This is a genomic window from Microbispora sp. NBC_01389, assembly GCF_045040095.1.
In the GTDB taxonomy this organism is placed as follows: domain Bacteria; phylum Actinomycetota; class Actinomycetes; order Streptosporangiales; family Streptosporangiaceae; genus Microbispora.
Genome location: NZ_CP109552.1, coordinates 897548 through 909837, shown reverse-complemented (window position 1 = coordinate 909837; position 12290 = coordinate 897548). Strand labels below are relative to the sequence as shown.

10 protein-coding genes are annotated in these 12290 nt (G+C 73.2%); 4 read left to right on the top strand and 6 right to left on the bottom strand.

Translation table 11 applies throughout. The features are described from left to right. The first annotated feature begins 53 nt into the window (after nt 1–53). Nucleotides 54–815 (top strand): isoprenyl transferase, encoded by a 762-nt coding sequence (locus OG344_RS04145; protein ID WP_327047917.1) that lies wholly within the window; start codon nt 54–56, stop codon nt 813–815. Between the two features lie 246 nt (nt 816–1061). Next, the gene (locus OG344_RS04140; protein WP_327047916.1) at nt 1062–2372 is read left to right on the top strand and encodes a PhoH family protein; all 1311 of its coding nucleotides are present in this window, start codon (nt 1062–1064) and stop codon (nt 2370–2372) included. Between the two features lie 5 nt (nt 2373–2377). On the opposite strand, the gene OG344_RS04135 is transcribed toward OG344_RS04140, so the two are convergent. From OG344_RS04135 to OG344_RS04125, 3 genes are read right to left on the bottom strand one after another with little or no spacing between them, the layout of a single operon-like run. Further along, a complete protein-coding gene (locus OG344_RS04135) occupies nt 2378–3037 on the bottom strand; it encodes a hypothetical protein (RefSeq protein ID WP_405087042.1) in 660 nt (219 codons plus the stop codon). Beyond that, complete coding sequence (locus OG344_RS04130; RefSeq protein WP_405087041.1) at nt 3034–4479, bottom strand: sensor histidine kinase; 1446 nt, start codon at nt 4477–4479, stop codon at nt 3034–3036. Before OG344_RS04130 ends, OG344_RS04135 begins: the two co-directional genes overlap by 4 nt. Continuing rightward, nucleotides 4476–5150, bottom strand: a complete 675-nt coding sequence (locus OG344_RS04125; protein WP_327047913.1) for a response regulator transcription factor — start codon at nt 5148–5150, stop codon at nt 4476–4478. The genes OG344_RS04130 and OG344_RS04125 overlap by 4 nt, the downstream gene beginning before the upstream one ends. 316 nt (nt 5151–5466) lie before the next feature. On the opposite strand from OG344_RS04125, the gene OG344_RS04120 reads away from it, so the two are divergent. Further along, nucleotides 5467–6054 carry a lytic transglycosylase domain-containing protein gene (locus tag OG344_RS04120; RefSeq protein WP_405087040.1) on the top strand — a complete coding sequence of 196 codons (588 nt, stop codon included), beginning with the start codon at nt 5467–5469 and terminating at the stop codon, nt 6052–6054. Between the two features lie 107 nt (nt 6055–6161). Continuing rightward, nucleotides 6162–8219, top strand: a complete 2058-nt coding sequence (locus OG344_RS04115; protein ID WP_405087039.1) for a glycosyltransferase family 2 protein — start codon at nt 6162–6164, stop codon at nt 8217–8219. Nucleotides 8220–8259: 40 nt separating this feature from the next. On the opposite strand, the gene OG344_RS04110 is transcribed toward OG344_RS04115, so the two are convergent. The 3 genes from OG344_RS04110 to OG344_RS04100 all read right to left on the bottom strand — a co-directional run bounded on the left by OG344_RS04110 (nt 8260) and on the right by OG344_RS04100 (nt 12266). Beyond that, nucleotides 8260–9291 (bottom strand): alpha/beta fold hydrolase, encoded by a 1032-nt coding sequence (locus OG344_RS04110; RefSeq protein WP_405087038.1) that lies wholly within the window; start codon nt 9289–9291, stop codon nt 8260–8262. A gap of 183 nt (nt 9292–9474) precedes the next feature. Further along, nucleotides 9475–11508, bottom strand: a complete 2034-nt coding sequence (locus tag OG344_RS04105) for a helix-turn-helix domain-containing protein (protein ID WP_405087037.1) — start codon at nt 11506–11508, stop codon at nt 9475–9477. Beyond that, nucleotides 11493–12266, bottom strand: coding sequence for a 3-hydroxybutyrate dehydrogenase (locus tag OG344_RS04100; RefSeq protein ID WP_405087036.1), 774 nt, complete (start codon nt 12264–12266; stop codon nt 11493–11495). The genes OG344_RS04105 and OG344_RS04100 overlap by 16 nt, the downstream gene beginning before the upstream one ends. Nucleotides 12267–12290 lie beyond the last annotated feature (24 nt).

Genomic DNA, 12290 nt, shown 5'->3' with positions numbered 1-12290 from the left:
GCCCGCGATAATTGGTCACCGAACCCCCCACCGGTCGTGAGGAAGAGGGTCGCATGAGCATGCGCGATCTCGTGTACAAGCTGTACGAGCGCAGGCTCGAAGGGAGGCTGTCCTCCACCCAGATTCCCCGGCACGTCGGCGTCATCGTCGACGGCAACCGCAGGTGGGCGCGGGCCATGGGTCTCCGGGACGTGAGCCGGGGCCACCAGAAGGGCGCCGACAAGATCTCCGAGCTGCTCGGGTGGTGCCGGGAGGCCGGGGTCGGCTACGTCACGCTGTGGCTGCTGTCCACCGACAACCTCTCCAGGGACCAGGCCGAGCTGGGGCCGCTGCTCCAGGTCATCGAGAACCTGGTGCAGGATCTCGTGGACCAGGGCTGGCACGTCAACCCGATGGGATCGCTCGACCTTCTGCCCGATCACACGGCTCGTGTCCTCAAAGACGCGAAAGAAACCACATCGCATCGCCCCGGCCTGATTGTGAACGTTGCCGTTGGGTATGGAGGAAGACGTGAGATCGCTGATGCGGTGCGCTCCCTCCTCCAGGAGCACGCCAGCAAGGGCGCGAGCATCGAGGACCTCGTCGAGGTCCTCGACGTGGAGCATATCGCGGAGCATCTCTACACGCGCGGCCTGCCCGACCCCGACCTCGTCATCCGGACCTCGGGAGAGCAGCGCCTCTCCGGATTCCTGCTCTGGCAGAGCGCCCACTCCGAGTTCTACTTCTGCGAGGCCTACTGGCCTGACTTCCGCAGAGTCGACTTCCTGCGGGCGCTCCGCTCGTACGCCGCGCGACACCGTCGGTACGGCTCCTGAGACGGTACGTGACCAGCACCTTTTAACCAGGCCAAACCTATTGGGCTGGGGACTTTCGTTACGTACCGTGGTAGCTGAGCGGCCGTCGAGAGGATCGGCGGTCACCACCTCGGGAGAGGGCCCGTCCTTGCGCGACCACCATGCGGGGAGGGCCGGACGCCCGGTCCGCCTTCGCAGGTCACGGGCCCGGTCCGGTCACCACCAGTCAAGGCAGGGCGCCGGCCTCAGGCGCCCGGGGGAGAACGCGTGGCAGTGTCCTCGAGCAACCCGTCCACATCCCGCACCTACGTTCTGGACACCTCCGTCCTGCTCGCCGACCCGGCGGCGCTGAGCCGCTTCGCCGAGCACGAGGTCGTCGTCCCGATCGTCGTCATCACGGAACTGGAGGCCAAGCGTCACCACCCGGAGCTCGGCTACTTCGCCCGGGAGGCGCTTCGCTTCCTCGATGACCTCAGGGTGCGGTACGGACGGCTGGATGAGCCCATGCCGATCGGCGAGGGGACCATCCGAGTCGAGTTGAACCATAGTGATCCGTCCTGCCTCCCGGCGGGGTTCCGCCTGGGTGACAACGACACCCGCATCCTGACCGTCGCCCAGAACCTCGCGGCGGAGGGCGCGGACGTGGTGCTTGTGTCGAAGGATCTGCCGATGCGGGTCAAGGCCGCGTCCATCGGCCTCAGCGCGGAGGAGTACCGCGCGGGCATGGTGGTCGAGTCGGGCTGGACCGGCATGGCGGAGCTCCAGGTCACCACCGAGGAGATGGACACGCTCTTCGAGGCGGGCACCACCGACCTCGACGAGGCGCGCGACCTGCCGTGCCACACCGGCCTGCGGCTGCTGTCGAGCCGCGGCTCGGCGCTCGGCCGCGTCATGCCGGACAAGTCGGTGCGGCTGGTGCGGGGCGACCGGGAGGTCTTCGGGCTGCGCGGCCGGTCCGCCGAGCAGCGGATCGCGCTCGACCTGCTCATGGACCCCGACGTCGGCATCGTCTCGATGGGCGGCCGCGCGGGCACCGGCAAGTCGGCGCTCGCGCTGTGCGCGGGCCTGGAGGCGGTGCTGGAGCGCCGCCAGCACCGCAAGATCATCGTCTTCCGGCCCCTGTACGCCGTGGGCGGCCAGGAGCTCGGCTACCTGCCCGGCACGGAGAACGACAAGATGGGCCCGTGGGCCCAGGCGGTCTACGACACGCTGGGCGCGGTGACGACTCCGGAGGTCATCGAGGAGGTCATCGACCGGGGCATGCTGGAGGTCCTGCCGCTGACCCACATCCGCGGCCGTTCCCTCCACGACGCGTTCGTGATCGTGGACGAGGCGCAGTCGCTGGAGCGCGGCGTGCTGCTGACCGTGCTGTCCCGCATCGGGGCCAACTCCCGGGTCGTGCTCACCCATGACATCGCCCAGCGCGACAACCTGCGGGTGGGCCGCCACGACGGCGTGCTCGCGGTGGTGGAGAAGCTCAAGGGCCACCCGCTGTTCGCCCACATCACGCTGACCCGGTCCGAGCGGTCGCCGATCGCGGCCCTGGTGACCGAGATGCTGGAGAACATCACGCTCTGACCCCGTCAGGGGGGGAGCTGGCCGTCCTCGGGGGCCAGGTCCCAGTACTCCCGGCAGGTGTGGGCCTTCAGCCGCCCGCTCCTGCCGGGAGTCACGTGGGCGATCTCCACGACCCAGACCTCCGGGCTCAGCCGGGCCGTACAGGTGATCTGGGCCATGGCCGCCCTGGAGATCTTCAGCCCGCTGACGAACAGCCGCAGGCGCAGGCTCAGCGAGCTGTCCGGGTCGTTGCGGCTGCCCTCGTACGGCGAGTACCTGACGAGTTGCGTCTGGGCCGGCGAGAGCCCGGTCAGCGCGGTGGACAGGCGGTTCGCGGGCCGTCCGCTGGCCTTGAACAACGCGTCGAGGACGTCGTTGACGTGGGCGGAGCGCGCCGCGACCCGGGCGGGCCGCAGCTTGCCGTCCCGCAGCAGGTAGATCGTGACGAGGGTCGGGGTGCCGCTGATGGCCGGCGCCGGGCCGGCGTCGACCACCTCGCTCGGCACGACCCCGCAGGCCGCGGACGCCGCCAGCAGTGCCGCCAGCAGTGCCGCCAGCAGGGCTGAGAGCAGGGCTGAGAGCAGGGTCGTGCGCCGGCCCGCCGTCCCGGCCCGCGGGCGCCGTCCCCGGCCGTTTCCGACGCCGTTGCCGATGCCGTTGCCGACGCCGGTCCCGATGCCGGTCATGGCGTGGGGATCCACAGCCGGAAGAGGATGCCGGGCTCGCGTCGCTCGGCCGTGACCGAGCCGTCGTGCAACTCGGCGTTGGCCCTGGCGATGGCCAGCCCGAGGCCGCTGCCCACGCTGCGCGCCCGGTCGGCGCCCGCCTTGTAGAAGCGCTCGAAGACGTGCGGGAGGACGTGCTCGGGGATGCCGCTCCCGTGGTCGCGCACCGTCACCTCCAGGCCCCTCGACGCGTCCGGGCGGACGCGCACCCGGGCGGTGACCACGACGGGCGGCGCGCCGTGGTTGAGCGCGTTGCCGACGAAGTTGGCCACGATCACGTCGAACCTCCGGATGTCCAGCGAGAAGGTGAGGCCGACGGGCACGGTGAGCTTCACCTTGTCGGCCCAGCCCCGCATCTCCAGGCAGTCGGTCAGGGCGTCGCCCACGTCGACGGTCTCCCGGTGGAGCGTGGCGGCGCCCGCGTCCAGCCTGCTGATCTCGATGAGGTGCTCGACCAGCACGCGGAGCCGGCCGATCTCGCGGACGACGATCCGGACGGCCTCCCCGGCGTCGTCCGGCAGGTTCTCGGCGTCCTCGGAGAGCATGTCGGTCACCGCCGTCATCGCGGTCAGCGGGGTGCGCAGCTCGTGGGAGACGTCGGCGACGAACCGGCGCGACATCGACTCCAGCGTCCGCAGCTCGCCGACCGTCTCCTCCAGCGCCGCCGCCGTCTCGTTGAACGTCGCGGTCAGCTCCGCCAGTTCGTCCCTGCCGCGTACGGGCAGCCGGACGTGCAGGTCGCCCGAGCCCAGCGCCCGCGCGGCGGCGCCGAGCCGGCGCACCGGCAGCAGCACGCGCCGGGCCGACAACAGGGCCAGGGTCAGCGCCAGCACCAGGGTGATCCCCCCGGCCTGCGCGAGGGCGGTCCGCAGGCGGGACAGGACGGCGTCCTCCTCCGACAGCGGGACGAAGACGTACGTCGTCAGGCCGGTCGGCCGCATCACCCCCTGACCGGTCTCCCGCTGGATCTGGGTGGCCACGATCAGCCACGGCCGGCGCCTGAGGAGCACCCGCTGGAAGGCCAGCCGCCCGGCCGCCCGCTCGCGCAGCCCGCGGGGCACGTCGGCCAGGGTGAACAGGAAGCCGGGGCTGGTCCGCAGGAGTTCGCCGTACGTCACGATCACGGTGCGTTCCGGCGCCTCCAGCGCGTGCACGACCTGGCCGAGGTCGTCCTCGGTGACGGTGGCGTCGCTCGGCCAGACCACGTCGCTCACCCCGATCGGCAGGGTGGTCCTGGACAGCATCTCGCGTACGTCGGCGACCGCGCTCCGCTCCGCGCGGTCCAGCAGGCCGCGGCGGACGATCTGATAACCCAGGCCGGCGACGACGGCGGACGCGGTGACCGCCACCAGCAGGAAGGTGATCACCAGTCGGCCCCGAAGCCCCGAGGGCAGCCAGGTCATGGCGGGCTGAAGCGGTACCCGAAGCCGCGGACGGTGTGGATGTAGACGGGATCGGCGGGCATCGGCTCGACCTTGGCGCGGATGCGCTGCACGCAGGCGTCGACCAGCCGGGAGTCCGCCACGTGCGTGTGGTCCCAGACGGCGCGCAGGAGATAGCGGCGGGTGAGGACCTGGCCGGGACGGCGGACCAGTTCGAGCAGCAGGCGCAGTTCGGTCGGGGTGAGGTGGATCTCCCGGCCGGCCAGGCTCACCTTCAGCGCGCCGCGGTCGATCACCAGGTCGCCGAAGACGAGCCGGTCGGGCGAGGCCGACTCCAACCGGCGCAGGATGGCCCGGATGCGGGCGTCCAGGACGCGCGGCTCGACCGGCTTGACCACGTAGTCGTCCGCGCCGGCCTCCAGCCCGACCACCACGTCGAGGTCGTCGCCCCGGGCGGTGAGCAGGATGATCGGCAGAGGGTCGAGCCTGCGGATGCGGCGGCACACCTCCACGCCGTCGATGCCCGGCAGCATGACGTCGAGGATCGCGATCTCGGGACGCCGGGTGCGGATGTGGTCGAGCGCCTCCTCGCCCGTGGCGTACGCGGTCACGGCGTGGCCCTGCCGGGTGAGCGCGAGCTCGAGCCCGGTGCGGACCGAGGGGTCGTCTTCGACCAGGAGAATGCCTGCCACCTGGTCATTATGCGACGTACACAATGAATCCCCTATTCGTCCTAATCTCGATGCCGAGTTGTCATCGGACGAGGTGTGACGAAAATCACATCGGCGGGGAAAGCGCATGTGATCGGTGGTGGGGTCAAGGCGTCACCAAACAGGTACCACGTTTCGGTTGCGGACCACCCCCCGGGACAGGGCAAGCTCAGTGGCCGTGAGCTCTGGTCAGCAGTTGAAGGATCGCCCCCGCGCCCCCCGGTCCCGGCGGGGCGGAAACGGCCAATCCGGGCCTGGCTGGCTGACACCCAAGCGGATCGCGATCCTCGGTGCCTCGGTGGCCGTGCTCGCCGGGGGGACGTTCTACACGGTCCGCACGGCCGTCGAGCATTCGAACGCGCCGGCCAAGCCACTGGAGCCGGGCGACTTCCTGGCCCTCGACCCCGCCGCGCCCGACCCCCAGGGCGACACGCTCAAGGAGAACGCGGTCCAGGCCCTGCGCAAGGACCGGCTGGAGAAGGCCCGCGACCGCACGAAGGTCCTCGACCCGGTCGAGATCGTGGAGAAGGCCCCCGGTGGCGGCGGCCTGCCCCCCGCGAACTTCCCGCCCGGTTCGTCCCCCGACCCCGGCAGTAACAAGGCCCTCGGCAAGCAGATGGCCGAGGCGCGCGGCTGGGGCGGCGAGTGGGGCTGCCTGGAGAAGCTGTGGGACCGGGAGAGCCACTGGAACGAGCGGGCTGCGAACCGCTACAGCGGGGCGTACGGCATCCCCCAGTCGCTCCCCGGCAGCAAGATGGCGAGCGCGGGCGCCGACTGGCAGACCAACCCCGCGACCCAGATCAAGTGGGGCCTCGGCTACATCGCCGGCCGCTACAAGACGCCCTGCGGCGCCTGGGCCCACTCCCAGTCCACCGGCTGGTACTAGACACCCGGCCGTAGACACCGGGCGGCTCCGCGAAACTCTGGTCAGGGTTGGTCGATCCTTCGGCAAGCCCGCGCGTCCGGCGGGGCCCGCGCTGCACCCTTGGCGTCATGGGTGTGAAGGTCAGCGTGGTTATGCCCGTGTCCAACCCCGGGCTGTCGAACGACGACTTCGGCGCCGCCGTGCGTTCGGTGCTGGAGCAGTCGCTGCCGCCGGACGAGTACGAGGTCGTCTTCGCCGACGACGGGTCGACGGACGGGACCCGCAGGCGGCTCGACGCCATCGCCGGGCAGCGCGGAAACGTGCGGGTCCTGCACCTCGACCACACCGGCTCGCCCGCGCGCGGGCGCAACGTCGGCCTGTCGGTGGCCCGCGGCGAGTACGTCTACCTGCTCGGCCAGTACGACAGGCTGGAGCCGCACGCGCTGGAGCGGATGTACGACAGGGCGGTGGAGACCGACGCCGACGTCCTGGTCGGCAGGCTGGCCGACGGGGGCCCGCCTCCGGCCGCGTTCGCCCGCGACCACGACCGGGCGGACGTGCTGCGCGACCATCTCCTCGCGCTGCCGACCGCGCACAAGCTGTTCAGCCGGGAGTTCCTGGAGACCGGCGCGCTCCGCTTCGCCGACCGGCCGCTGTCGGAGCAGGCCTTCGTGACCCGGGCGTACCTCGCCGCGAAGGTGGTCGCCGTGCTGTCCGGCGAGATCTGCTGCCACCTCGGCCCGCCCGCCCCGGGGACGGCGGGGGAGGAGCGGCTCGACGCCGAGGCGCTCTTCGACGGGCTGAACGCGGTCTTCGACGTGGTCGACGCAGGCACGGAGCCGGGGCCACAGCGCCGGCGGCTCCAGGCCCACTGGTTTCGGGCGCTCGGGCTGCGCCGTCTCGCTGGGCCGCGCTTCCTCGCCGCCGAGCCCGACGAGCGGATGCTCCTGTTCTCCTTCCTGCGCCGGTTCACGCTCGACCGGTTTTCCCCGGAGCTCGACGTCCACCTGCCCGCGCACCTGCGCGCCCGTACGGCGCTGCTGCGGCAGGACCGGCTCGACGCGCTGCTCGCCCTCGCCGAGGCGTCGCGCGGCACCGGGATCAGCGCGGAACTGCGCGGGCTCCGGTGGGACCGGGGCGCGCTCCTGCTCGACGTGAGCGTCGAGGTGCTGCGGGCGGGCGGGAGCCCGATGTGGCTGCGGCAGCGCGACGACCGGCTGCTGTGGACGCCGCCTCCGGCCGTGGATGGGCTGCTCGACGGGCTGCTCGGCGACGAGGAGGCCGACGTGACCGAGGCGGTGCGCCGGGCGCGGGTGGAGGTCTGCGTACGGCATGCGGAGACCGGGGTGACCCACGCACTGCCGGTCACCTGCGCGGTCGGCCAGGCGACAGTGGGTCAGGGCACGGCGGGCCGGGGCCCGCGAGGTCAGGGCGCGGCAGGTCAGGACGCGCGAGGTCAGGGCACGGCAGGTCAGGGCGCGGGAGGCCGGGACGCGGGAGGCGAGGGACAGGCGCGCGTCTGGGTGAACGGCCAGGCGCGTCTCGACGTCGGCTCGGCGGCCCTCGGCCGGCCGCTGCCCGCCGGGCTGTGGGAGATCCACGTGCGCCTGCGGAGCCTGCCGGGGGGCCGGGCCAGGATCGTCCGCCCCACGCATGCGACGAGCTGCGCGGGAGCCCTCGCCGGAGAGCCCGGACGGCTGGTGGTGCCGTGCTGGTCCGAACGCGGCGAGCTGGGCGTGTGCGTGGAGCCGAGGTCGTTCCCCGAGTCGATCGCGCTGGTCTCGTCCCGGGCCACCGTGGCCAGGCAGGAGGGGCACGTCTTCGTCGTCGTGCCCGTGCCGTACGTGCCGCCGAGCGGTGGCCCGCCGGCCGAGCTGGTGCTGCGCGAGCAGGACGGGCGCGGGCGCAGCATGGTCGTGCCCGCGCTGGTCGAGCCGGGGATTCCCGGCCGGGTGGCCGGGCAGCTCGTCGCGCGGGTGCCGGTGAGCCGGCTCGGCGGGGACGACTGCCTCGGCCCCGGCCTCTGGCGGCCCGCCCTGCGGATCGGGCAGAAGGACGTCGACCTGCTGTTCGGGCTGACGATCCGCCGTGGCGGGCAGGTGTCCGTCCTGCCCGCCGGAGCCCCGCCGCGGGCGCCCTCGCCGCTGCGCCGCCTCGCCGTACGGGTGCTGCGCGACCGTCGCTGAACGGACCGGCCCCGTGGATCAGAGGGGGATCAGAGGGGGATCAGCCCCGCAGGTGGGCGAGCAGGGCCGCGCGGAACTCGGCGGGCCGGTCGAGGTGCGGGCCGTGGCCGGCGCCCTCGACGACCATCTCGCGGTAGGCGCCGTAGCGCTCCAGGACGGCCCGCGTCTGGGTGACCATCGGCTGGGCGGGCGTGCCGTCCCAGCCGGGCACGGCCCCGATCGCGCCGAGATGCGCGAGGTCGAACAGCGAGGTGTCCGACACGATCACGTCCTGGTCGCCTCTGATCCACAGGATCGGCGGCTTGGGGTCGATCTCGTGCAGGTCGTCGATCCGGAAGTTCGTCGGCGCGATCGAGTTGAGCACGCCGCGCTTGCCGGGCGCGAGGTTCGGCCAGGCCTCGGAGGGCAGGGCGTCGCCGGGGTAGTGGTCGTCGCCGATCCGGGTGGACAGCATCGACTCGACGAACGCGTCCTCCTCCTCGCCGAGGTCGGTCCCGGGCGCGACGTACGTAGCGCGCAGCACCGACCGGGGCGAGAGCGGGGAGCCGTCCGAGCGGTCGCCCTCCCGCAGCAGCCGGACGAACTCGGGGTTGGCCCCGCCGCCGCCGGAGCCCACGCCGTCGGGGGAGTTGAGCACGCCGTCCACGCCCGTCGTGCCGCCGAAGCCGTACGGCGAGACGGGGTTGACCAGCGTCAGGGTTCGGACCGCCGCCGGCCGGTCGCGCAGGACCTGCATGACGACCCCGCCGCCGAGGCTCCACCCGACGAGGTGCACGGGCCCGAGGTGGTCGAGCAGCGCGAGCACGTCATCGGAGTAGTCGCGCACGCCCCGGCTCGCGTCCACCGGCTCGGGATCGGAGCCGCCGAACCCCCGCAGATCCACCGCGTACGGCTGGAACCCCTCGCCGAGCGAGATCATCGTGGACCGCCAGAACGCGCTGCAGGAGACGTTGCCGTGCACGAACAGCACCGGCTCGCCCGACGATCCGGGGACTGACAGGACGTTGAGCGTGAGACGGTCCGTGCGGATCCGCTCGGCGGTTACCGTCTCGCTGGATATGGGCGGGGTCATGGTGTCGCTCCCAGTGTGCGGGTGTTCTCGAGGTCGCCCGTCTCCGGATGGCGCGGTGCCGGGCGGTGCGGTGAGGTGAGGTGCGGGGCGGTCCGGTGCGGGCGGGGCGGTGCGGGGCGGCATGGGGTGGCTGCCACGGTACGCAGTGACCGGGGTCACTCCTATGGTTCTTCTCCACACACCTCACACGTCGGGCATGTGGGTCCTGAGCCGGTGTAGCCGCAGGGCGAGCTGGATCTCCAGCGCGTGGTCGGGCTCCTGCCAGTCCACGCCCAGCAACTGCCCCACCCGGTCGAGCCGCTGGGTGACCGTGTTGACGTGGATGTGCAGCGCCTCGGCCGTGCGCGACAGCGAGCCGCCGGTGCCGAAGTAGGCGTTCAGCGTCGTGACCAGGGCGGTGCCCCGCCGCGCGTCGTAGTCGAGCACCGGCCCGAGCGCCCCGGAGAGGAAGCCCGCCACCTCGCGTCGCTCGCCCACCAGCAGGCCCACGAACCCCAGCTCTTCGGCGCTCGCGCCGTCGCCCGTACGGCCCAGTGCCACGAGCGCGCCGGCGCAGCGCCGTGCCTCGGCGTACGCCGCGGCGACCGACGTCACCGGCCCGCCACTCCGCTCGCCACTCCGCTCGCCGCCCTGCTCGCCGCCCTGCTCGCCGCCCTGCTCGCCGCCCTGCTCGCCACGCTGCCCGCCGGACTGGACGGCACCCTGCTCGCAAACCGGGCCGACCGGGCCGGCCGCGGGGGCGGCCCCGGCCGTCGCCGGACGCCCGAGCGAGGCCGTCAGCTCGGCGGCGACGCGCCGGGCCAGCGGGCCCGGCCGGTCGCCGGGCAGCAACAGCACCACCTCGTCGCCCCGCGCCGCGGCCAGGCCGTGGGCGAGCGCCGCCTGCGACGACGCCCAGAAGGCGGCCCGCTCCCGCTGCCCGTCGTGCCGGGCCACGACCAGCACGTGCGGCGCGCCGAGGTCGACGCCGAGCCGCCGCGCCCGGTCGCGCAGCCCGCGCAGCTCGGGCCGGGAGACCAGGTCGTCGAGCAGCTCCCCGCGCACCCGCCCCTCGGCCTCGGCCACGCTGCGGCGGAACAGCAGCAGCAGCGCGGTGACGAGCGCGGCGCGTTCCAGGATGCGCTGGTCGGTGTCGGACACCGGCCGGTCCGTCCGCAGCACCAGCGTGCAGAGCGGCGCCGCCCCCACGTCCACCGAGGCGACGTACGCGTCGGCGCGCTTGACCGTGCGGCCGAGCGCGCGCGACGACCGGGCGGCGTCGAAGACGCCCGCGTCGAGCTCGCGGGTCTCGCCCACGAGCGGGCGGCTCTCGTCGTCCAGCACGGTGAGGCGTCCGCCCAGCACCTCCGTGACCACCGCGGCGACGTCCTCCACGCCGCCGCCGCGCAGCACCAGGCCGGTCATCCGGTCGTGCGCGTCGGCGGCCCGCTCGATCGCCTGGCTGTGCGCGCTGATCACCGCGTTCGCCCCGCTCAGCTCGGCCAGCGCGGCGCGGGTCTCCTGCAGCAGCCGGGCGGTGTCGATCGCGACGGCGGCGTGCGCCGCCAGCGAGCATAGCAGCGCGACCTCCTCCTGCGCGAACGGCCGGGCGCCGCGGTTGGCCGCGAAGAGCACCCCGATCACCCGGGCGCCGAGCCGCAGCGGCACTCCGAGGATCGCGACCAGGCCCTCCTCGTGGACCGCGCCGTCGATGGTCGTGGTGTGCCGGAATCGCGGGTCGGCGAAGTAGTCGGCCGTGTTGTAGGGCGTGCCCGTCTGGGCCACCAGCCCGCCGAGCCCGGCGCCCAGCGCCAGGCGCAGCCGCCGGAAGTCGGCCGAGATGGACCCGTCGGTCACCCGCATGTAGGTGTCGCCGCGTTCGGGGTCGTTCAGCGTCAGGTACGCGATGTCGGTGCCGAGCAGCTGCCTGGCCCGGTGGACGATCGCCTCCAGCACGGCGTCGAGGTCGCGCAGCCCGGCCAGGTCGCCCGCGGTGTCGAACAGCGCCGACAGCTCGGCCTCCCGCCGGGCCCGCCGGCGCAGCATCGCCCGCACCCTCAGCGCGGCGACCTTGGCCTGCTCCAGCTCCTCCAGCGTGGCCGCGTCGGCGCCGGCCGCCCGGGCCTGGAGGACCGGGCCCTCGAACTCGAGCGCCGACGCCTCCCGCGCGAGCAGGTCGAGGTACGCGCGGGCGCCCTCCGCGGACGCCGGGGCCGGGGTGGTCAGCGGGCGCTCCATCCGCCGTCGATGGGGATCGACGCGCCGGTGACGAACGACCCACTCGGCCCGCACAGATAGGCGACCATCTCGGCGACCTCGTCCGGCTCGATCAGCCGCTTGATCGCCGCCGGGGCGAGCATGATCTGCTCCACGACCTCGTCGGGGCCGATCCCGTGCGTACGCGCCTGGTCGGCGATCTGGTTCTCCACCAGCGGCGTGCGCACGTAGGCGGGGTTGACGCAGTTGGAGGTCACCCCGTGCGCCGCCCCTTCGAGGGCGATCACCTTCGACAGGCCCTCCAGCGCGTGCTTGGCCGTCACGTACGCCGCCTTGTACGGCGAGGCCCGCAGGCCGTGGACGGAGGAGATGTTGACGATGCGGCCCCAGCCGCGCTCGTACATGCCCGGCAGCACGGCCCGGGCGAGCAGGAACGGCGCCTCGACCATCACCCGCAGGATCGCGCTGAAGATCTCGGGCGGGAAGTCCTCGATCGGGGCCACGTGCTGGAACCCCGCGTTGTTCACCACGATGTCGGCCCGCAGGCGGGTGTCCGGCGACGGCGGCAGCTGCCCCCGCCAGGCCACCAGGAACTCCGGATCCGACAGATCGACGGTCACCGGCGTCCCGCCGATCTCGGCGGCGGTCCCGCCCGCGGCCTCGGCGTTGACGTCCGCGACGACGACGTGCGCGCCCTCGGCGGCCAGACGGCGGGCACACGCCCGGCCGATGCCGCTCCCCGCGCCGGTGACCAGGGCCGTACGGCCTTCAAGGCTCATGCTGCCTCACGATAGGAACCACAC